This is a genomic window from Pseudoalteromonas sp. CuT4-3 (assembly GCF_035666335.1).
Lineage (GTDB): Bacteria > Pseudomonadota > Gammaproteobacteria > Enterobacterales > Alteromonadaceae > Pseudoalteromonas > Pseudoalteromonas atlantica.
Genome location: NZ_CP142030.1, coordinates 2672945 through 2693002 on the forward strand (window position 1 = coordinate 2672945; position 20058 = coordinate 2693002).

Below are 20058 nucleotides of genomic sequence, written 5' to 3' on the forward strand. Positions count from 1 at the left end.
AAGATAGTTCAATATGCTAGTAAGGCTTTTAACCAGAGTTCAGGTTAATTAACTTTGAGGCGTTTTGACGTAGTAGGTTACAAAGCAAGTATTATTGTTTATTAATGACTTACATGCATCCTTTGCTGCTTCTTTTGTTTTAAACGCACCAAGCTTTAATCTATAAAAGGTGTGCTGGTCAATCAGTACTTGCTCGGTATTTACTTCAAGCTTATTTGAGGCCGATTGAAATTGCTTTATAGCCGCTTCAAGTACCGCTTTATTTTTATATGCCCCCACTTGCACAGCAAACAGCGCATTTGTATTTACAACAGCTAAGTGGTTAGTTTGCTGTGGTTTTGGCTGCGCGTTAAGTTGTTTTAATTTATCTACTGTGCGCTGTAATTCACTTTCTAGCTTTAACAGTCTTTCTAGTTGAGGCTTGGTTTGTTGCCACTGCTGCGCTGACTCTTTTAGTACGGCTAAGTCATCTTTTTTAATGAGCACCGCCTGCTTTTGGGCCGTTGCTAGTGCGTGAGCACTGTTTGCTAATGCAAAGCCTAAAACTAATGTGGCTAAAAAATCCTTGTAGTGCAGCATAAGTATGTTGTTAATATGGGTAAGAGTGGGCGCTATTTTAACAGCCAATCAACGCTTAGCAAGTCACGCGTGCTAGGACCTATTACGCTTTTATACCAATTAGCTTAATTAAGTAATCTATTATGAGGATAGTAAAACGTATTGATAGCTAGGCAAAAAAATTGCTATTTAGTTGCTCTAAATGAGAATTTTTTAACGCAGAACGCAACTCGATTAGCCCCGTAAAATGATTATTTATTATTGCGGGTTGGTATCACTATTAAAGTTTAATTGGCTTATCGGTGTAGTTACTTACAATGCAGTCGAGCTTATACATTTTAAATACTTCACAGTCGGCTTTGGCATTTTTAAGGTTTTTATAAGAGCCAAGCTTTAAGCGATAAAAGGTTTTATCATTTATTTTTGCGGTTTCTACGTTAGTTAATATTTTATCTCTAAATAGTGGCGCTGCTTTGGTATTTAGTTCTTGCCAGGCTTTGGCTACATCCTGCTTAGAATCAACTGAGGCAACTTGTAATGCAAATACATGTTTAGGGGTATTAAGCTTTAGAGTTTGCTTTTGGTTATTGTTAGCGGCTTTGTAAGTTTGCTGACGACGTGGCTTGTTACTGGTTGAGCGCGAAGGCGTACGAGTGTAACGGCTGCTATAGGCAGGGCTTGCATTAGATTGTGCAATAGCTTTAGAGTTTATTATATCTATATGATTAACCAGGTAAGTAATTTCTTTTTCAAGCTTTAAAATACGCTCTATACCGGCGCGTGCTTGCTGCCATTGCATTGCGGCATCTTTTAATTGCGCAAGCTCTAGTGCAGTTATCGATACGTAATCGGGCGTGGTGTTAGGTATTTCATTATCAACAGCAGGTTTAGCAGTAGGCGTAATAGAGCACGCCGTGCCAAACGTAAGCGTAAAAAGGCATACAAAAAAGTGTTTATAGTATTTTTTTAATTTAAGCATGTACCCGTTATCCTGAAAGCAGTGCCTGTGCACTTACATTTCAGTTAAACATTCTCACAAGAAAGCGTTTAACTTAGCAATTTAAACAATGAGCGATTTTTGCTCCCGCACGCTAATTTACCTGCATAGATAAAATTAACATGACCCTTCCGTGAGTTTGGCTTTTAATACAACTTTGATGCCAATTAACATAAACTTTACAATATAAATTACGTTATGTTGCTATATAACGCAAGTCAAATTCAGAACATAATTAAGCGTAGACCATCTTTATTACTGGCGTGGTTAAAATTAAGTAAACCCATACCTATTTTTGTATTAATAATTTAGCACTAAAAAAGGCGCCTAAACAGGCGCCTTGGTGGGTAATTTAATAAAACCTAAATTAACGATTTAATAAATGTTTTTAAATCATCTGCAAACTCGTCGCGGCGCAGAGCAAACTCTATCGTTGCTTTTAAGTAGCCTATTTTACTACCGCAATCGTGGCTGCGGCCTTTCATTGCGTACGCGTCTACTTTTTCTTGCTGCATTAGCATGGCAATTGCATCTGTAAGTTGAATTTCGTTGCCAGCCCCTTGCGGCGTTTTAGCAAGCAGTGGCCAGATGTTTTCGCTTAATACATAACGCCCTACTACCGATAGGTTTGAAGGTGCTTCATCTACTGGCGGTTTTTCTACCATGTTAATAATTGGCGAGCTTTCACCTTGGTGAAGCTCTACGTCACCTAAATCAACAACACCAAATTTGTCTACTTCGTCCATTGGTACTGGCTCAACCATAATTTGGCTGTGCTTAGTTTCTTCAAAACGGGCGATCATCTCTGCTAGGTTGTCTTTTTTAAGGTCGCTCTCTACGTCATCAACAATTACATCTGGCAAAATAACCACAAAGGGTTCGTTGCCAATAATTGGCGCTGCACAGTTAATTGCGTGGCCTAAGCCTTTGGCTTCGCCTTGGCGTACGTGAATAATGGTCACATCTTTAGGGCAAATTGCCTGTACTTCGGCAAGTAATTGCCGCTTTACGCGTTTTTCAAGCGTGGCTTCTAACTCAAAGCTGGTATCAAAATGGTTTTCGATAGAGTTTTTACTTGAGTGCGTTACAAGTACAATCTCTTTAACGCCTGCTGCTACCGCTTCATTTACTACATATTGAATAAGCGGGCGGTCTACCACAGGGAGCATCTCTTTAGGGATAGCTTTTGTGGCAGGTAACATACGCGTTCCAAGGCCTGCTACTGGGATCACTGCTTTCATCTTGTTCTCCTTAATCTTATTATACTGAAAACGGATATTGGATTGGTTCGTGGCATTGATAGCCTACTACTTCAAAATCGTCTCGTGTTACCCATGTTTCTATATCTTCTAGTGATTTTATGTTTGGGTTAATATTTAATTGCGGTGAGTCAAATGGCTCACGTGTTAACTGCACATCGCGCATTAACGGTAACTGGTTTTCGTAAATATGCGCATTAGCAATTTTATGATACGCCTTACCTGCTTTATGGCCGGTAATTTGCGCTACCAATGCCAGTAATACAAAACACTGAATTTGATTAAAATTAAGGCCCAGCGGCACATCGCAACTGCGCTGATAGGATGTTAAATATAGCGTGTCGCCAAGCAGCGAAAACGTATGCGTGTGCATACATGGGCGCAAGCAACCAAGCTCAAACTCACCAGGATTATAAAAGGTAATTATTTCACCTCTGTCATCAATCCCGTTTTTTAAGTTATTTATTACTTTAGCAAGCTGATCGAGCGTTGAGCCATCTGGGCGCTGCCAATTACGCCCTTGCACGCCATAAACGCGGCCCATGTCGTCCTCGCCTTTGCGGTTAGGGTTATTTAGCCATGCGTTATTATCATTTGCGTTTGCATCCCAGGTTTTACAGCCTATATCGCGAAATTGCGCTGCGCTATCGTACCCTCGTAAATAACCTAAAAGCTCTGCTATAGCAGCTTTGTAGTAACTTTTACGAGTGGTGATCATAGGAAATTTATTATTACCTACATCGTATTCTAAGTCGGCATTAATAACGGTTAAGCAACGCGTGCCTGTGCGTTTGTTTTCTACCCATACACCTTCGTCAACGATGCGCTGACATAATTTTAAATATTGTTTCATGATCTGTTCTTACTATGCCTTTGCTGCGGTTACAGGTTGCGGTTTTTTGTACGCCCAAATTAATAGCCCTAGGCCACCAATTATCATAGGTAACGAGAGTATTTGACCCATTGAGATAAAATCGGCAAATAGACCAAGCTGCGCATCTGGTTGGCGGAAATATTCAATACAAAATCTAAATACGCCGTACCCTAATAAAAATACACCGGCTACACTGCCTGCAGGGCGAGGCTTTTTGATAAACCATAATAAAATTAAAAACAGGACTAGCCCTTCAAAAAAGGCTTCGTATAACTGCGATGGGTGACGCGCAAGCGGCCCACCCGTTGGAAATACCATTGCCCATGGCACATCGCTTACGCGGCCCCATAACTCGCCATTTATAAAGTTACCAATACGCCCTGCTAATAAGCCTACCGGAACCAGCGGCACCACAAAATCTCCCACTGCAAATAGTGATTTTTTGCGGGTTTTGGCAAATAGTATAATAGCGGTAATAACCCCTAATGTTCCGCCGTGGAACGACATACCGCCTTGGTCAATTCTAAATAAATATAATGGATTTTCTAAAAAGTAGCTAAACTGATAAAACAATACATAGCCAATTCTGCCGCCTAAAATAACCCCTAGCATGCCGTAAAAAAGCAAGTCGCTAACTTGCTCTTTAGTCCAGCCAGAGTTTGGTTTTTCGGCTTGACGATTAGCAAACCACATCGCAAATGCAAAACCAATTAAATACATTAAACCGTACCAACGTACGCTTAGCGGTCCAACAGAAAAAATTATTGGATCGATTTGAGGAAACTCAAGTGCCATAAATAAACCTTTAGCTAAAAACCATTTTAAGTGCGATGAGCACAAGCAACACCGCGAAAATTTTCTTTATTATATTAACAGGTAAATAATGAGTTGCTTTAGCCCCTAAGGGCGCCACAAACCACGATGTTATTACAATACCAAATAATGCAGGTAAGTATACAAACCCTGCGAACCCATGGGCTAAATCGGTTACCTGCCAGCCTGCGCTTATATAACCAATAGAGCCAAATAGCGCGATAACAATACCGCTCGCTGATGCACAGCCTATCGCTTTTTTCATATCAACTGAAAAGTAATTAAGCATAGGGGCAATAAGTGCGCCGCCACCAATACCTATTAAACCAGAAAGCGCGCCCATAAGGGCTGAAATGCTCCCTAAAATAATCCCTTTTGGTAGCGGTTTTTCTTTAAGCGATTTACTACGTGATGCCAACACCATTCTGCCTGCAATAAATACAACACTTATTGCAAACACGTTGCGTAATGCCTGTTCGGGTATTAAACTTGCGGCAAAGCCACTTATTAACGCGCCTAAGCCTACACCCGACATAACCCACGGTGCAATTTGCCACGGCACATTATCATTTTTATGATGAGCCAAGACTGAAGAAGTAGAAGTGAATAAAATAGAGGCAAGCGATGTTGCAATAGAAATAACTAATACGTGATCAGGTGAAGTAACGTCAAACATCAGTAATAAGCTACTTAAAACAGGCACAATAATTAAACCGCCGCCTATCCCTAATAGCCCAGCTAAAAAGCCAACTACACAGCCAAGTAGCGCACAACTGGCCACGAGTAAAGCTAAGTCATACATAGTGTTCTCAAATACCTTTTCGTGCGCCTATATTAAAGGATTATAAAGTTAATAGCATCTTTAAGCGCTGCATTATTTGGCGGTATAAAACAGATCGCCTAATTGGTGTTCAATCATAAAATTGCGCGTTAAGCGCAGTACCTGTTTAGCGTTCGATTGCACTAAGCACTCTGCGAGTAATTGCTGCATATCGTTAATATTTAAACGCCTTAAAATCCACTTTACTTTAGTTAACGACGACATGTTCATACTTAAATGCCTATAACCCATGGCAATGAGTAAAATAGCGCCCTCTGGCTCGCCGCCTAGCTCGCCACATAAACTAAAGGGTAAACGGTGTTTATTACATTCATTCGCTACTTTATTTAATACCCTTAACACACCGGGGTGATATGGGTTAAATAACTGAGCCACGCGCGCATTTGCTCTATCGACAGCAAGTAAGTATTGCGTTAAATCGTTACTGCCTACTGAACAAAAATCGACTTTTTTAGCCCACTCGTCGAGCATAAATATACTTGAGGGTACTTCAAGCATAATGCCCACTTCTGGGCGCTCCAAGTTTTGCTCTGGATGTTTTTCTGCCAGTTCAAAATAAGCTTGTTCAAATAACGCGAGCGCTTCGTCTACCTCTTCTGTACCGCTGATCATAGGCAGCATTATTTTTAAATTACCTAAGCCCATGTTTGCTTTTAACATAGCTTTGAGCTGATCTAAAAACAGCTCTGGATGGTCAAGGCTTATGCGTATGCCGCGCCACCCTAAAAAGGGATTTTCTTCGGTGATATTAAAGTAATCTAAAACCTTGTCGCCACCAATATCTAGGGTTCGCATAACCACTGGCGCTGGGTGGTAACTTTTTAGCACCTCCCTATACCAGTTTTCTTGCTCAGCTTGCGATGGAAATTGCCCCTTTTGCATAAACCATGCTTCGGTACGATAAAGCCCTACCCCATCGCAAATATGCGCACTGCTTTGCTCGGTATTAAGCTCAAGCCCTGCATTTAGCATTAAATTTATTTGCTCACCATCTAAGGTAACCGACTGTGCACTTTGCTCTGCTAAAAAGCGGTTATTGAGTAGTTTATCTTGGTGCTTTAGCTGTGCGTATTCATCGAGTAACACTTGCGAAGGAGAAATATATAAACGCCCTGCAAAGGCATCTAAAATCATTGGTTTAGCATCAAATTGCAATAAGGGTAAATCTTCAATACCCCAAATAGCCGGTATTCCCATCGCTCGGGTTAATATAGAGGCATGGCTATTTGCCGAGCCATTCACACTCACTACACCGGCTAAATGCCCGTTAGGTACTTCAGCCAGCATGGCGGGCGTTAAGGTATTCGCAATTAATATGGTATTGGGTGGGTAATCTTTTACTGCGTGCTCTGTGTTTACAAGGTGGTGTAATACCCTTAAACCTATGTCTTTTACATCAACTGCGCGCTCTTTAATGTAGGGGTCTTGCATGGCATTAAACTGCGAAATAAGCCGCTCAATAACAATTTTTAAGGCGCTTTTTGCACACCAGCCCTCTTGTAACTGTACCTCAACATTGTGGCCTAAACTTTTCGCATCAAGCAATTGTTGGTATACATCAAATACCGCGAGTGCTTCTCGCGGTATTGAGTCACTCAAGGTCATAGACAGGGTATTAAATTCTTTGCGGGTGGCAGCAACGGCTTGTGTAAACAAACGGCGCTGCTCGGCGCTATCGGGATCTTTTTTTAGCTCTATAGATTTAAAATCAAGCTTGGGCAGTACCACAAAGGCTTGGCCAATCCCAATACCTGGGGCACTCGAGACCCCTTTGAGCACTGAGGTTTGGTGTGATGATTCGTCTTGGCGTAAAAGCTCTTTTATTTCAGCATGCGCAAGTTGTGAGGCTAGCTGTGCTGAAAGGGTAATTAAAAACGACTCTTCGTCTTGGCTAAAAACCCGCGCCATTTTTTGTTGTACAACAATAACGCCCAATACCTTTTTTTGATGCACCACAGGCACAGACAAAAAGGCATTGTAACCTTCTTCGTTTACTTCGGGGGAGAGCTTAAAACGCGGATGAGATTTTGCAAAAGCTATATTAATGGGCTCTTCACGCTGGGCCACTAAACCTACAAGCCCTTCGGTAAAGCCAATTCTAAACTTACCTACGGCGTCGGGGTTAAGGCCTTCGGTTGCCATAAGTACAAAGTTATCTTGGCTGTAGTCGGCAAAATAAATAGAGCAGCACTGGGTTTTCATGGCCTCTTTAACCATTTTCACAAAGCACACTAAGGCACTGTCTAAATTCGCTTGTTGCGAAACAGACTCAGCAATAGTTCTAAGTGTTGCCAGCATTACCTGCTCCTTATTTTATAATTATGCTACTACCTTTTGTGTCGCCACTGTTCTTTATGATGTTCTCTTTTATTAAAAGGCATTGCAAACGGTGCAAACTCTTTCATCACCCGTCTGTATACATCGCGTTTAAACGATACCACTTGCCTTACTGGGTACCAATAACTCACCCAGCGCCAATCATCAAACTCGGGATGATGTGTTTTAAGCAAGTTTACATCTTCATCTTTGCAACGCAGTTTTAATAAAAACCATTTTTGTTTTTGCCCAATACACACCGGACTAGAGTCGCGGCGAATTAATCGCTTGGGTAATTTATAGCGTAACCAATGTTTTGAGCTTGCAACTATTTCTACATCTTCTGGTCGCAAACCTACTTCTTCGTGTAATTCACGGTACATGGTTTGTTCGGGTGTTTCTCCGTCATCAACACCGCCTTGGGGAAATTGCCAAGAATGTTGACCGTAACGTCGAGCCCAAAAAACCTGCCCCTGATTATTGCAAATTACAATTCCGACATTGGCACGAAAACCTTCGGCATCAATCACCTTAGTGCCTCATTTGTAAGTCGATTTTTAATGATTGTTCCACATTAGCTGCAATTCGGCAAACACTATTATCCCCAAAGTCATCACGCCCTAATCGCACGTTTACTATTTACGCTGTGCATAACGACTTAACCTTAAATGAGCACTGAGTAATTACAAGGATAAAATAACCCTTAATTCACGCAACTTTTAGCAAAAAAAGCTAAGCTATGCCTTGATTATTATGTTTAGTGCTATTTACTCACAGCTTGTGTATAACTTTTGATAAACAAGGCTATTTTGCAAACAAGTCCACAATAGCAGATCTAAAAACTCGCTTTCTCCACAGATTCTGTGGATAAACATGTTTATATAGTTGTATTTATCCCATATAGAATTTGCTAACTTAATTAAAGCTGAATGAGTTAATTGAAAATATTAAAGCTAGTCAGTCACTTACAGTTAAACTGTGACTTTTTGGGGTGAGCAAAATTACGCCAAACACAGTACGTATAAAAAACAACCAAAAGCAAAGATATCCACCTTACGGGGGTTTTGCTATCATGGCGCTGTTAATTATTCAAGGTAAATGAGTAGCATGCGACCAACAAAACCCCATTCAATTAATGACTTAATGCAACGCGTAAACGCTATTGCTGGTTTAACATTAGGGCAATTAGCCTCTCAATACAGCTTTAAAACCCCTGACGACCTATTACGTGAAAAAGGCTGGACCGGGCAACTTATTGAATACGTGTTAGGCGCTACTGCAGGCTCAAAACCCCTCCCCGACTTTGAAGATTTAGGCATTGAATTAAAAACACTGCCTATTTCGTATAAAGGAAAACCCTTAGAAACCACTTTTGTGTCGGTTACCCCCCTTATAAACGTAACCGGCATGACGTGGCATACAAGCGCTGTGCGTAAAAAACTCAATCATGTTTTATGGCTGCCTATATTGAGTGAGCGCGATATTGCGCCTTTTGATAGAACCATAGGCAGTGGTTTTTTATGGCAGCCTACGCCTGAGCAAGATGCGTTGCTACAACGCGATTGGGAAGAACAAATGGAGTTAATAGCGCTTGGGCGAGTTGATGAAATATCAGGCCATTTAGGGGATGCTATACAAATTAGACCTAAAGCCGCTAATAGCAAAGTAGTTACCGATGCTATTGGCCCAAATGGGCAAACAATAAAAACCTTACCGCGTGGTTTTTATTTAAAAACCAGTTTTACAGGGGCTATTTTAAAGCAGCAGTTTCAGCTCTGAGCTGTGCAGAAAATATTATGAGTTAAGCAAACCCTGTTTCGCACTACTTGCGCGAGTCAGCGAGCTTAACGCCTACAAAGCATTCTCATCTCTTTAAAAAATTATCAGGCATAAAAAATCCCCGCATTAGCGAGGATTTTATCATCTAAAATTAAAAATAAGATTCTATATAGAATAGAATTACTGACCTTTAACTTCTTTAAGACCGTTGTAAGGTGCTTTAGAACCTAGCGCTTCTTCAATGCGAAGAAGTTGGTTGTACTTAGCAACACGGTCAGAGCGGCTCAATGAACCTGTTTTAATTTGGCCTGCAGCAGTACCTACCGCTAAATCAGCAATTGTTGCATCTTCTGTTTCGCCAGAACGGTGTGAAATAACAACTGTAAAGCCTGCATCTTTAGCCATTTTGATTGCTGCTAACGTTTCAGTTAGTGAACCAATTTGGTTAAATTTAATTAGGATTGAGTTAGCAATACCGTTATCAATACCGCGTTTTAAAATCTTTGTGTTAGTTACGAATAAATCATCGCCTACTAATTGGATTTTATCGCCCATTAATTTAGTTTGGTGTGCAAAGCCATCCCAATCTGACTCATCTAAGCCATCTTCAATAGATACAATTGGGTATTGCTCAGTTAAATCTTTTAAGAAGTAGTTAAACTCTTCTGAAGTGAACTTTTTGCCTTCACCTTTCAGATCGTAAATGTTTGCTTCTTTGTCGTAAAACTCAGATGCTGCACAGTCCATAGCCAGTGTAATATCTTTACCTAGCTCGTAACCTGCGTTTGCTACAGCTGTTTTAATAGCAGCAAGTGCTGCTTCGTTTGATGCAAGGCTTGGTGCAAAACCACCTTCATCACCTACCGCTGTAGAGTGGCCGTCTGCTTTTAATACTTTAGCAAGGCTGTGGAATACTTCAGCGCCCATACGTAGGCCTTCGCGGAAGTTTTCAGCGCCAACAGGTTGGATCATAAATTCTTGAATATCTACAGAGTTATCTGCGTGCTCACCACCGTTGATGATGTTCATCATAGGTAATGGCATTGAGTAAACACCTGGTGTACCGTTTAAGTCTGCGATGTGCTCGTAAAGCTCAACTTTTTTAAATTGTGCAGCGGCTTTTGCAGTTGCTAGTGATACCGCTAAGATAGCATTTGCACCTAGTTTTTCTTTATTTTCGGTGCCATCTAAATCTAGCATTACTTTATCTACAGCACTTTGCTCTAATGCATTTTGGCCTTTTAGCGCATCCGCAATTTCGTTGTTAATAAAACCAACTGCGTTTAATACGCCTTTACCTAAGTAACGGGCTTTGTCACCATCACGTAGCTCTAGAGCTTCGCGAGTACCTGTTGATGCACCTGAAGGAGCGGCAGCGCGGCCCCAAGAACCATCAGCTAAATATACATCAGCTTCAACAGTAGGGTTACCACGCGAGTCCATAATTTCGCGACCAATTACTTTTACGATTTCTGACATCTTGATTCCTCTATATTCCCAAAATGGTGAGTTCAGCTAACTTTACTACGTTTTATATCTTTTAGTCAGCCCTTTAGACAAAAAAGCCGTGCATTATGCACGGCTTTTTCTAATTACGAAGACGTTTTTTGGTGAGTATGAGCGGCTGCTACAAACCCTTCAAATAACGGGTGACCATCACGTGGTGTTGACGTAAATTCCGGGTGGAATTGCGCGGCAATAAACCATGGGTGATCTTTGTTTTCGATGATCTCTACTAGTTTTTTATCTTCTGATAAACCGGTAAAGCTTAAGCCTGCTTGCTCTAATTGCTCTACAAAGTTGTTGTTTACTTCGTAGCGATGACGGTGACGTTCAATAATTTCTGTATTGCCGTACACTTCGTGCACCTTAGAACCCGGCGTTAAGTGACATTTTTGTGCGCCTAAACGCATGGTGCCACCTAAATCAGATTTTTCATCACGTATTTCAATGTTACCTTCAGCATCTAACCACTCTGTAATTAAGCCCACTACTGGCGCTTTTGAGTGAATATTAAACTCAGTTGAGTTAGCGTCGGTTAAACCTGCAACATTACGTGCGTATTCAATAAGTGCTACTTGCATACCTAAACAAATGCCTAGGTAAGGTACTTTGTTTTCACGGGCATACTTAGCTGCTAAAATTTTACCTTCAACACCACGGCCGCCAAAACCACCTGGTACTAAAATAGCGTCTAGATGAGAAAGAAGTTCTACCCCTTTGCTTTCTAAGTCTTGCGAGTCAACGTATTCAATATTAATGGTTAAACGGTTTTTAAGACCTGCATGTTTTAGTGCTTCGTTAACTGATTTGTATGCATCTGGTAGTTCAATGTACTTACCAACCATACCAATTGTTACTTCGCCGGTCGGGTTAGACTCTTGATAAAGTACTTGTTCCCATTCAACTAAATCAGCTTCTGGTGCGTCAAGGTGGAAACGACGACATACAAAGTTATCTAGCTCTTGTGATTTTAATAGCGCAGGAATTTTGTAAATGCTGTCTACGTCAGGAAGCGAAATAACCGCTTTTTCTTCAACGTTTGTAAACAATGCAATTTTTGCACGTTCGTTGTTAGGCAATTTACGGTCTGAGCGACAAATAAGAATATCTGGCTGAATACCTACAGAGCGTAACTCTTTAACTGAGTGCTGTGTTGGTTTGGTTTTCACTTCGCCTGCAGGGCCTAAGAATGGCACTAGCGTTAGGTGAATAAATAGCGCACGTTCGCGGCCAATTTCTGTACCTAACTGACGAATTGCTTCAATAAATGGTTGTGATTCAATATCACCTACTGTGCCACCAATTTCCACAATCGCAATATCATGACCTTCAGCACCGTCGTATACACGTTGCTTAATGTCGTTTGTGATGTGTGGAATAACCTGAATGGTTGCACCTAAGTATTCACCACGGCGCTCACGACGTAGTACATCTTCGTACACTCGCCCTTGTGTGAAGTTGTTGCGGCTGGTCATTTTGGTGCGAATAAAACGCTCGTAGTGACCTAAATCAAGATCCGTTTCGGCGCCGTCTTCTGTAACGTATACTTCACCGTGTTGAATTGGGCTCATTGTGCCTGGGTCAACGTTTATGTAAGGATCCAGCTTTAAAATGGTAACATCTAAACCGCGGGCCTCTAAAATAGCTGCCAATGACGCTGCTGCAATACCTTTACCCAACGAAGAAACAACCCCGCCAGTAACGAAGATAAATTTTGTACTCATGCGAACCCTAGAATATCAGGAATTAAAAGGAATATAACACCCGAGAAAGAGACTCTGGGTATATCATCAAGACGGGGCGAAATTGTACCAAAACAGCGTTGAGCAATCCAGCTAAAAATAGCGTTTAGACGCACAAAAAATGTTCGTTGATTAACATTAGGTTGTACTGAGCTAATCTTATTTCGCTTTTTTAATGGCTTCCCATGCTTCTTCCATTTCGTCAAGCGTTGCGCGCTCTAAACTTTTACCTTTTGCAATTAAATAACCTTGCACTTTTTCAAAGCGCGCCGAGAACTTATCGTTGGCTTGTCTGAGTAGTTGCTCTGGGTCGCGTTTAACATGGCGAGCCACATTTACCGTGGCAAATAATAAGTCGCCTATTTCTTCTGCTGTATGATCGGATGAAGGGTCGTGCTCAAGCGCTTCTTTTACTTCAAGTACTTCTTCACTTAATTTATCAAGTGCCCCGTGGTAACTCGGCCAATCAAAACCAAGTGCGGCAACACGCTGCTGAATTTTTTTAGCTTTAGTTAGGCTTGGCATATTGGTGGGTATATCTTGCCAAAGTGAGGCTTGGCTTGGCTGTACTTTTGCTGCACGCTCTTGTGCTTTAATTGCTTGCCATTGCTTTGCTAATTGCTCGTCGGTTAATGCTTGCTTAGTGTTAAAAACATGAGGGTGACGGCGGGTAAGTTTACTATTTAGCTCACTAACCACGTCGTTAAAATCAAACATGTCCTGCTCTTTGGCAAGTTGTGCGTAAAAAACGATTTGAAACAGTAAATCACCCAGCTCATTTTTAAGCTCGTTTAAATTACCCGACTCTATGCAATCGGCCACTTCTAAGGCTTCTTCTAGCGTGTGCGGAACAATCGATTTAAAGTTTTGCTTGCGATCCCACGGGCAACCGTCGGTAGGATCGCGAAGCAACGCCATAATATCGAGGAGTTGCTCAAGGGCGTTACTGTTTGCCATTTTATTGGTTTCGCTTGGCACTGTGCACACCTTCAATTTGATGCAATTTAGACAAAACCCGGTTTGTGCCCGACAGGTCATGCACTTCTATTTGCATAGTAAATACCGCTAACTGATCGGCCCCAACGGTATTGACGTTCATGTTGATCACATTTACTTTTTCGTTAGCCAGTACAGAGCTAATATCGCGAATTAAACCTGAGCGATCGCTTGCTTCTATTTTTATACTTAGCGCATAAGAGCCGTTTATTTCATCTGACCAACTAACCGATATAACACGCTCTGGGTGTTGCTCTTTTAAGTTGTTAAATGAATCGCAATCTTCGCGGTGTACCCCAATGCCACGGCCTTGTGTAATATAGCCAATTATTTTATCGCCAGGTACTGGGCGACAACACTTAGCAACGTGGCTCATTAAGCTGCCCACGCCATCCACCACAATGCCGTTTTTATCGCCAGTTACTTTACTTGGCGCTTTAAAACGAATAACGGGTTCTTCTTCAGTACGATCACTGACAAAGTTAAGCATTTGGTTTAAGCGAACATCGCCGGCACCTATGGCAACCATTAAGTCATCTAGTTCTTTAAAATTAAAGCGCTTAATAGCTGGGTCTAAATCTTTGTAGGTTAAATCTAGCTTTTGCAGTTCGTTATCAAGAATCTCTTTACCGGCGCTTAAGTTTTTATCGCGGTCGAGCTGTTTAAACCAATGATGGATTTTAGCCCTTGCACGCGACGATTTAATGTAACCAAGCGATGGATTTAGCCAATCGCGGCTTGGATTAGGCTGCTTTTGCGTGAGAATTTCTACCTGATCGCCCGTTGATAGCTGATGTGTAAACGGCACTATTTTGCCAAATACTTTAGCCCCTATACAGCGGTGCCCTACATTTGAGTGAATGTAGTAAGCAAAATCAAGCGGTGTAGCGCCAACAGGTAAATCGATAATATCGCCGCTTGGGGTAAATATATAGACGCGGTCTTCTACAACTTGGTTTTTAAGCTCTTCGGCTAAATCGCCCCCATCAACCACTTCTTCTTGCCATTGCAATAATTTGCGCAACCAGCTAATTTTTTGCTCGTAGCCTGAGCCACGCCCAGGTAAAGCGCCTTCTTTATACATCCAGTGCGCGGCTACGCCTAGCTCAGCATCTTGGTGCATTTCGCTGGTGCGTATTTGTATTTCAACGGTTTTCCCTTCAGGGCCAAATACCACGGTATGAATTGATTGATAGCCATTTTGCTTAGGTGTAGCAACGTAGTCGTCAAACTCTTTATTAAGGTGGCGCCAATTAGTGTGCACTATACCTAGCGCGCCGTAACAATCTTGCAGGCGCTCTACAACAATTCGCATTGCTCTAATATCAAACAGCTGATCAAACTCGTAGTTTTTTTGCTGCATTTTTTTATAAATGCTGTAAATGTGCTTAGGGCGGCCATACACTTGCGCCTCAATACCGGCTTCGCTTAAGCGAGCTTTTACTTGCGCAACCATATCTTCCATATAGGCTTCGCGGGCAAGGCGCTTGTCATCAAGTTGTTTAGCAATGCTTTTATAGGTGTCGGGGTGTAAATACCTAAACGATAAATCTTCTAGTTCCCACTTAAGCTGGCCTATACCTAACCTGTTTGCTAACGGGGCAAAAATATCGGCGGTTTCTTTAGCGGCAATAACACGCTCTTCTTCATCGCCATTTTTTACATTGCGTAAATGGCACACTTGCTCAGCAAGTTTAATCACCACAGCGCGCACATCTTCAACCATGGTAAGTAACATTTTACGAATGTTATCTACCTGCATAGTGCCTTTACCTTGGTGCGATAAAGTACTAATAGCAGCCATTTGCGCAACCCCAGTTAAAAGCATGGCTACATTTTTGCCAAGTTGTGCTTCTACGGTTTCAAGGTCTACTAAGTCATTTAAGTAGTAATGCGTGAGATACGCGGTTGCGAGAGATTCTGCATCTAAATTTAGCTCGGCTAAAATCTCGACCATTTCTATGGCCGTGTTTTGCCGTGCTTGGTTGTCACATGTACCACACAATGCTTGCGCTTTGTTTAGTAGCGTTATTTTCTCTTGCGATAACGCTAACTGTTTTAGGCTAGTAGCAAAGTCACCTGTGTCGTCCTGTTGATGTGATTGACGTGTAGCGACCATAAAACGCTTTACCTCCGTTGAAATAACGCCATTGTTTCTATGTGTCCTGTATGTGGAAACATATTCATTAGCCCAATTTTAGTAACTTCAAAGCCTGCTTGCGAAATAATTGCACTGTCACGGGCTAAAGTAACAGGATCGCAAGAGACATATAAAATGGTTTTAAACTGCTTTAAAGGTAGTTGCTCTAAAACAGCCATAGCACCTGTGCGAGAAGGGTCTAATACTAATACGTCTAGCGCCTTATTAAACCATTGTGCTGTTTCAATTTTTTGCGTTAAATCAAAACAATGAAAGTGCGCATTAGTGATAGAGTTAGTTTGCGCATTTTGTGTCGCCATTGCAACCGCCGATGCAACCCCTTCTACTCCAATAACCGATTTAGCATGCTGGGCTAGCACTAATGAAAAGTTACCAATACCACAAAATAAATCCAATACTTGCTCGTTTCCTTGCAAGTTAAGCCAATTTACCGACTGAGCTAACATAGCTTGGTTAACTTCATCATTTACTTGAATAAAATTACCAAGGCCAAATTCAAATTTTAATTTAAACTTTTCTAAAAAATAATACGGCGTAGGCAAATGAGCTTGCTCTATAACATCGCTGTTGTCTTGCCAAGTAATTAACCATTGCTGTGCGTTTGCCGCTTCTTGTACGTAGCTTTTGGCTTCATCTGGTATCGCTTTAGTATGGCGAATAACAATAAAGTTCCCAGCTTTGTTTTGGCACAACTGTAAATGACTTATACTGTGTAGCGCTTTATATTGATTAATAAGCGTTTCAAAAATACTAAATACGTTAGTAAATGCCTCACTAAGCACATCACATTGCTCAATACTAATCACATTTTTAGAGCTAGGCGCACGATACCCAACTCGCATTTTTTTAGCGGCTTTATCATACATTACGGCAATACGCGCACTGCGTCTGTAATGAGTGGGCTTACTTAAAAGAGGCGCTTGCCAATTTAAGTCGCTTAATTTGGCAAATTTTTGAAACAATTGCGTCACTGCATTTTGCTTTTCAGCCACTTGCTGATTTATTTCTAGGTGCTGCAACTGGCAACCACCACAGTGATTATAATGCTGACAAAAAGGCTGCGTGCGTGCATCGCTTGGATTAATAACCTTAACCAGCTTTGCACTACTGTATTTGGCTTTATCTTCTATTAGGGTTGCCGTTACTTTTTCATTCATTAAAGCGCCGCTTACAAAGCACACTTTATTATTGTGTTTGGCAACGCCCCGCCCTTGATGATCCATGGCCGTAATATTAAGTGTGAGTGTTTGCTGTTTAAGTGGTTTTTTCTTTGCTTTAAAAATTTGCGCCATGCGGCATTACCTTAAATTTTGTATTACGTATAAGCAAATCAGATGCTTTGAGAATAGCCGATGAACCGTATATACTCGATCCATACTAATAATGATAATAACGCTTCCATTATGACCAAATTAGGCTTACGTGATTCTGTTTTAACCTTAACCTTGATCCCCACAGTGATCATTGGTTTGTTACTTGGCGGCTATTTTACAATAAATCGTTACATTGAGCTTGATGAAATTTTATATCAGCAAGGCAGCTCAATATCTGAACCCTTAGCAATTGCTTTAGAGCAGCCTTTACTTGAAAAAAATAAAAAGCTGCTCAACCGTCTGATTAGTTACACACACAATAAGCACTCCCCAACCATTAAATCGATTGCTATTTTTGATACCAGCAATCAGCTTATTATGACCAGTAACTATCATCGCTCGTTTGATGAACTAACTCAAAAAGAACAAATTGAAAATCTTCACACAACAAAAATTAATAAATCAGAAGAGTTAATCACGTTCTATACTCCAATTTTTAATCACTCTGCGCCGGTATCAAAATGGGATATTAATGATTTTCAAACCCCGCTTGGCACCGTTATTTTACAACTTAATAAAGACCAAGCGATTATAGGCCAGCAGCGAGCGGTTTTAATTAGCGGCATTGTTATTTTATTTTCAATAATATTGGCATCTATTTTAGCGCTTAAGCTTAGCCGTATGTTTATGAACCCGCTTAATAAGTTAGTACTTGCCACCGACAAACTAGTTGAAGGTAAAAGAGACACGGATTTAAACGACACCATGATGGGCGAATTTGAACTTTTGCGTGAAGGGCTTAATACCATTGCCCACACTATGGTTATGCAAAAAGACGAAATGCAGAAAAATATTGATCAAGCCACGAGTGATTACCGCGAAACCCTAGAGCAATACGAAACCTCAAATATTCAGCTAACTATGGCCAAAAAAGAGGCGCAAGATGCTAACCGCGTTAAGTCCGACTTTTTAGCTAAAATGAGTCACGAGTTACGCACCCCACTTAATGGGGTTATTGGCTTTACGCGCCAATTGTATAAAACACCTTTAAATAAACATCAAAAAGACTACCTCGATACCATAGAGCTTTCTGCCAATAGTTTATTGACGATTATTAGCGATATTTTAGATTTTTCTAAACTTGAAGCAGGCGCAATGGAGCTTGAATCAATCCAGTTTCAACTGCGCGATAGCGTAAACGAGGTTATGACATTATTAGCTCCCTCGGCGCATGAAAAACAACTTGAGCTATCTATTTATATCAACCCACAAGTGCCTGATGATTTAACCGGTGACCCCACTCGCCTTAAACAAGTACTCATTAACTTGTTAAGTAATGCCATTAAGTTTACTGAAAAAGGCTCTATAAAAGTTGATATAAGCTACCGCTTATTAGATGAAGACCGCGCCTCTATTTTAGTATCAGTAACCGATACCGGTGTGGGTATTCCAATGGATAAGCAAGATGCGTTATTTACTGCATTTGGCCAAGCAGATTCATCTATCACCCGAAAATTTGGCGGCACTGGTTTAGGTCTCATTATTACTAAACATATTGTAGAGGCTATGAATGGCCGAATAACGCTAAATTCAGCCCCAGGAAGCGGCACCTGTTTTACCTTTAATGGTGTGTTTAGGTTGCCTGATCATACCTTTAGTAACGACTTACCTTCTAAATCACTTATTGGTAAACGCATATTATACCTAGAGCCACACGAGCATACGCACCACTCTGTGCTTTCTGTATTAAACGAGTGGGAAGCGGTTGTAACCGCCTGTTTTAATGAAGCAGCGTTTTTAGACGCCATCAAACATAAAATGTTCAAGTACGATATTTGTATTATTGGTGATATGGCATCGGTAGATGATATGCAGCGACTTAAGAGCTATGTGAATATGGTTCGCGAGTCGTGCGATTATTTATACCTTATGCTCAATACTGTATCGCATAATATGCGCGAAGCGTTTATTGGTAGCGGTGCCGATGCGTGCTTAAGTAAGCCGCTTAATCATCGTAAATTATGTGAAGTACTGGCTGCGCCTTATCGCCTTGATCATCCAACCTTAAATATTGAGCCAAGCGATCAAACATTATTGCCATTAAAAGTACTGGTGGTAGATGACAACGATGCAAACTTAAAACTTATTTGCACCTTGTTAAAAGAGCAAGTTGAATTTATAGACACCGCTTATAATGGCTCGCAAGCCTACAGCTTAAGTAAAAGCCATAAGTACGATGTTATTTTTATGGACATACAAATGCCGATTATGGATGGCATTACCGCGTGTAAACTTATTAAGGAGTCTTCTTTAAACGAAGACACACCTATTATTGCGGTAACCGCGCATGCACTGCACAGTGAAAAAGAGCAGCTATTAAAAGATGGCTTTAAAGGCTATTTAACTAAGCCTATTGATGAGGACATGCTGAGCCAAATTATTTGCGATCATAGTCCGCAATCGCCCGTAAGCCGCGACAAAATTAAAAGTGTAACGTCACAAAGCCCAGCTCCATTTGAAAGTAACTGCTTAGATTGGTCGCTTGCGCTACAACGTGCAGGGGGCAAAGGTGAGCTGGCGCTGGAAATGCTCAATATGCTATTACAAAGTGTGCCAGAGACGCTCTCGCAGCTCAACGAAGCTATTGAGCAAAACGATTGCCAAACGGTATTAAGTGTTATTCACAAATTCCATGGCGCGTGCTGTTATACCGGTGTGCCTAAGCTTAAATCACTGGCAGAAACCATAGAAACCTCACTTAAAAGTGAGTGCGTGCTAGATAACGTTGAGCCTGAACTATTTGAGCTTCAGGATGAGCTGGAAAACCTCATGGCAGATGCAAGTGTTACCGAGCATCAACGCTAAAAAACACGTAATAAAAAAGCGCAGTAAATGCGCTTTTAACA

15 protein-coding genes are annotated in these 20058 nt (G+C 41.2%); 2 read left to right on the forward strand and 13 right to left on the reverse strand.

The window, feature by feature from the left end; all coding sequences use genetic code 11:
• Nucleotides 1-48: 48 nt before the first annotated feature.
• The 8 genes from VOI46_RS12325 to rppH all read right to left on the reverse strand — a co-directional run bounded on the left by VOI46_RS12325 (nucleotide 49) and on the right by rppH (nucleotide 8188).
• A complete protein-coding gene (locus VOI46_RS12325; RefSeq protein ID WP_004586246.1) occupies nucleotides 49-627 on the reverse strand; it encodes an SPOR domain-containing protein in 579 nt (192 codons plus the stop codon).
• A 211-nt stretch (nucleotides 628-838) separates the two neighbouring features.
• Complete coding sequence (locus VOI46_RS12330) at nucleotides 839-1537, reverse strand: SPOR domain-containing protein (protein WP_004586245.1); 699 nt, start codon at nucleotides 1535-1537, stop codon at nucleotides 839-841.
• A 380-nt stretch (nucleotides 1538-1917) separates the two neighbouring features.
• Nucleotides 1918-2796: a UTP--glucose-1-phosphate uridylyltransferase GalU gene (gene galU, locus VOI46_RS12335; protein WP_004586244.1), complete on the reverse strand. Its 879-nt coding sequence runs from the start codon at nucleotides 2794-2796 to the stop codon at nucleotides 1918-1920.
• Between the two features lie 19 nt (nucleotides 2797-2815).
• Nucleotides 2816-3667: a thymidylate synthase gene (locus VOI46_RS12340; protein ID WP_004586243.1), complete on the reverse strand. Its 852-nt coding sequence runs from the start codon at nucleotides 3665-3667 to the stop codon at nucleotides 2816-2818.
• Nucleotides 3668-3679: 12 nt separating this feature from the next.
• Nucleotides 3680-4483 (reverse strand): prolipoprotein diacylglyceryl transferase, encoded by an 804-nt coding sequence (lgt, locus tag VOI46_RS12345; protein WP_004586242.1) that lies wholly within the window; start codon nucleotides 4481-4483, stop codon nucleotides 3680-3682.
• Nucleotides 4484-4493: 10 nt separating this feature from the next.
• On the reverse strand, nucleotides 4494-5303 hold the full coding sequence (locus VOI46_RS12350; protein ID WP_004586241.1) for a sulfite exporter TauE/SafE family protein: 810 nt from the start codon (nucleotides 5301-5303) through the stop codon (nucleotides 4494-4496).
• 72 nt (nucleotides 5304-5375) lie between these two features.
• Nucleotides 5376-7640, reverse strand: a complete 2265-nt coding sequence (ptsP, locus tag VOI46_RS12355) for a phosphoenolpyruvate--protein phosphotransferase (RefSeq protein WP_004586240.1) — start codon at nucleotides 7638-7640, stop codon at nucleotides 5376-5378.
• A 29-nt stretch (nucleotides 7641-7669) separates the two neighbouring features.
• Nucleotides 7670-8188 (reverse strand): RNA pyrophosphohydrolase, encoded by a 519-nt coding sequence (gene rppH, locus VOI46_RS12360; RefSeq protein WP_004586239.1) that lies wholly within the window; start codon nucleotides 8186-8188, stop codon nucleotides 7670-7672.
• Nucleotides 8189-8765: 577 nt separating this feature from the next.
• Here rppH and mutH point away from each other — a divergent pair.
• The gene (gene mutH, locus VOI46_RS12365) at nucleotides 8766-9437 is read left to right on the forward strand and encodes a DNA mismatch repair endonuclease MutH (RefSeq protein WP_004586238.1); all 672 of its coding nucleotides are present in this window, start codon (nucleotides 8766-8768) and stop codon (nucleotides 9435-9437) included.
• A 180-nt stretch (nucleotides 9438-9617) separates the two neighbouring features.
• On the opposite strand, the gene eno is transcribed toward mutH, so the two are convergent.
• The 5 genes from eno to rlmD form a co-directional block, all read right to left on the reverse strand.
• Nucleotides 9618-10916: a phosphopyruvate hydratase gene (gene eno / locus VOI46_RS12370; protein WP_004586237.1), complete on the reverse strand. Its 1299-nt coding sequence runs from the start codon at nucleotides 10914-10916 to the stop codon at nucleotides 9618-9620.
• Between the two features lie 113 nt (nucleotides 10917-11029).
• Nucleotides 11030-12664, reverse strand: a complete 1635-nt coding sequence (locus VOI46_RS12375) for a CTP synthase (protein WP_004586236.1) — start codon at nucleotides 12662-12664, stop codon at nucleotides 11030-11032.
• Nucleotides 12665-12841: 177 nt separating this feature from the next.
• On the reverse strand, nucleotides 12842-13639 hold the full coding sequence (gene mazG, locus VOI46_RS12380) for a nucleoside triphosphate pyrophosphohydrolase (protein WP_039972130.1): 798 nt from the start codon (nucleotides 13637-13639) through the stop codon (nucleotides 12842-12844).
• Between the two features lies 1 nt (nucleotide 13640).
• Nucleotides 13641-15797 carry a GTP diphosphokinase gene (relA, locus tag VOI46_RS12385; protein WP_004586234.1) on the reverse strand — a complete coding sequence of 719 codons (2157 nt, stop codon included), beginning with the start codon at nucleotides 15795-15797 and terminating at the stop codon, nucleotides 13641-13643.
• Between the two features lie 8 nt (nucleotides 15798-15805).
• Nucleotides 15806-17131 (reverse strand): 23S rRNA (uracil(1939)-C(5))-methyltransferase RlmD, encoded by a 1326-nt coding sequence (gene rlmD, locus VOI46_RS12390; RefSeq protein WP_004586233.1) that lies wholly within the window; start codon nucleotides 17129-17131, stop codon nucleotides 15806-15808.
• 111 nt (nucleotides 17132-17242) lie between these two features.
• Between rlmD and barA the strand changes: the two genes are divergently transcribed.
• Nucleotides 17243-20017, forward strand: a complete 2775-nt coding sequence (barA, locus tag VOI46_RS12395) for a two-component sensor histidine kinase BarA (RefSeq protein ID WP_004586232.1) — start codon at nucleotides 17243-17245, stop codon at nucleotides 20015-20017.
• The last annotated feature ends 41 nt before the right edge of the window (nucleotides 20018-20058 follow it).

Excerpts from the sequence above, each read along its gene's own strand:
- galU (WP_004586244.1), bottom strand. The coding sequence starts at position 2,796 with ATGAAAGCAGTGATCCCAGTAGCAGGCCTTGGAACGCGTATGTTACCT.
- mutH (WP_004586238.1), top strand. The coding sequence starts at position 8,766 with ATGCGACCAACAAAACCCCATTCAATTAATGACTTAATGCAACGCGTA.
- VOI46_RS12375 (WP_004586236.1), bottom strand. The coding sequence starts at position 12,664 with ATGAGTACAAAATTTATCTTCGTTACTGGCGGGGTTGTTTCTTCGTTG.
- VOI46_RS12350 (WP_004586241.1), bottom strand. The coding sequence starts at position 5,303 with ATGTATGACTTAGCTTTACTCGTGGCCAGTTGTGCGCTACTTGGCTGT.
- relA (WP_004586234.1), bottom strand. The coding sequence starts at position 15,797 with ATGGTCGCTACACGTCAATCACATCAACAGGACGACACAGGTGACTTT.
- barA (WP_004586232.1), top strand. The coding sequence starts at position 17,243 with ATGACCAAATTAGGCTTACGTGATTCTGTTTTAACCTTAACCTTGATC.
- ptsP (WP_004586240.1), bottom strand. The coding sequence starts at position 7,640 with ATGCTGGCAACACTTAGAACTATTGCTGAGTCTGTTTCGCAACAAGCG.
- VOI46_RS12340 (WP_004586243.1), bottom strand. The coding sequence starts at position 3,667 with ATGAAACAATATTTAAAATTATGTCAGCGCATCGTTGACGAAGGTGTA.
- VOI46_RS12330 (WP_004586245.1), bottom strand. The coding sequence starts at position 1,537 with ATGCTTAAATTAAAAAAATACTATAAACACTTTTTTGTATGCCTTTTT.
- eno (WP_004586237.1), bottom strand. The coding sequence starts at position 10,916 with ATGTCAGAAATCGTAAAAGTAATTGGTCGCGAAATTATGGACTCGCGT.
- lgt (WP_004586242.1), bottom strand. The coding sequence starts at position 4,483 with ATGGCACTTGAGTTTCCTCAAATCGATCCAATAATTTTTTCTGTTGGA.
- mazG (WP_039972130.1), bottom strand. The coding sequence starts at position 13,639 with ATGGCAAACAGTAACGCCCTTGAGCAACTCCTCGATATTATGGCGTTG.
- rlmD (WP_004586233.1), bottom strand. The coding sequence starts at position 17,131 with ATGGCGCAAATTTTTAAAGCAAAGAAAAAACCACTTAAACAGCAAACA.